2 protein-coding genes are annotated in these 1,683 nt (G+C 36.5%); both read left to right on the top strand.

Annotated features, from left to right (window positions below; all coding sequences use genetic code 11):
* Nucleotides 1-1,247 (top strand): flagellin (locus tag CS063_RS17970; RefSeq protein WP_330401034.1); only part of this gene is annotated, 1,247 nt, incomplete at its 5' end.
* 157 nt (nucleotides 1,248-1,404) lie between these two features.
* On the top strand, nucleotides 1,405-1,683 hold a 279-nt coding region (locus CS063_RS17330), incomplete at its 3' end, for a flagellin N-terminal helical domain-containing protein (RefSeq protein WP_456300491.1).

The following is a 1,683-nucleotide window of genomic DNA, read 5'->3' as shown; positions in this document are numbered from 1 at the left end:
GTATTACCTTTAAACAAGAAGCAAGTGCAACTATTACAGATGGTGTAATCAGTGCAGGTACTACAGCAGGAACAGATATTACTATTAAATACAATGCATTAGCTACAAGTATTTCTCAAGCTAATGTACAAGGAGCTATCCAAGCAGCACTTGGTTTAATGTCTACACAATCTATCACTATTGCTGGTGCAACGACTGATTTAGGTAGCGTATTTACTACTAACGGTACAAGTATAACAGCAAGTGCTAACAGGGCAAATGAAGAAATTAAGTTTGAGCTTAAAGGCTTTAATACAGCTGACCTAAATATGGTTGAAAATCTTAAAGGTAAAGTTGCTGTAACTGCAACAGATGCTATAGCAACTATCGATTTTACAGGCAAAGATGGTACAGATGTAGTGAACCAAAGCTTTAACTTTAAAGGTACTAACTATATCTTTACACAAGATAATGATGCAGAGGATACAGAAAGTGTTAAATATATTAACTTAAATAGTATTAAAGCTGCAGGTGTACCTAAAGCACTTAAAGAAATCACTGCAACAGAACTAGCTGATGCCCTTGCAAATGCAATTGGAGCTAATGCTATGTCAGATAAAGACCCAACAGGCAAAGTAACGATTAGTTCAGCAACAGCTGGTAAGGTAACCTTTACTGCAGCGAAAAAGGGAGCCGAGGCTTCTAGCGCTTTTAAGGAGCTTTTTGGCTCAGCTGGACAAAATGTAACAAGTGGGGGTACTTTTAAAGCAAGCTTACAGGTAGGAGCCAATGAAGGTCAAATGATGGCTATTGAGATTAATGATATGCGAGCACAAGCATTGGGATTAAGCGGAGCTGTTAATCAAAGTGCGAAGGGGAATATTAGAGAGGGAGCAACAGAGGCTCGTTTTACGAAGATGGCTGGTGTAAGTGGTACAGGTACAGATAATGTAATGACACAGGCAGCTTTAGATATTACAACATCTGAAAGAGCAACTTCAGCTTTAACTGTTATTGATAATGCTATTAAATTGGTTTCCGAAGAAAGGTCTCGTATGGGGGCTTATCAAAATAGATTGGAATATACAACTAACAACTTAAATACAACTTCTGAAAACTTAACAGCAGCAGAAAGTCGTATCCGTGATACAGACATGGCGCAAGAAATGATGAACTATACCAAGTTCAACATCCTCAATCAAGCAGCTCAATCTATGCTTGCACAGGCTAATCAGAGTCCTCAGCAAATATTACAATTACTTCAGTAATTGTTTTATAAAAAATTAATTTTAATCTAAAGTTTTTATCCTTGTGAGTCGATATATTATTTGAAACTCGCAATAAAGTTAAATGGCCAAATAACTTTAAAACTATTTTTAACAATCAGGTATGGATGCCTAATTCAAATTCAAGGAGGGATTACTTATGGCTACAGTTATAGCTCATAATCTATCAGCAACAAATGCATTTAACAAATTAACAGTTAACAACTCTGGAACAAGTAAAGCAATGGAAAAATTATCATCTGGTTATAGAATTAACCGTGCAGGTGATGACGCTGCTGGTCTTGCTATTTCAGAAAAAATGAGAAGTCAAGTAAAAGGTTTAAATCAAGCATCTCGTAATGCACAAGATGGTGTATCTCTTATCCAAACAGCAGAAGGTGCTCTTGGTGAAGTACACAATATGCTTGGTCGTATGAAA

It is taken from the genome of Sporanaerobium hydrogeniformans, from assembly GCF_002735925.1.
In the GTDB taxonomy this organism is placed as follows: domain Bacteria; phylum Bacillota; class Clostridia; order Lachnospirales; family Cellulosilyticaceae; genus Sporanaerobium; species Sporanaerobium hydrogeniformans.
The sequence above is the reverse complement of the archived record's forward strand: the minus strand, read 5'-3'. Positions and strand labels throughout refer to the sequence as shown.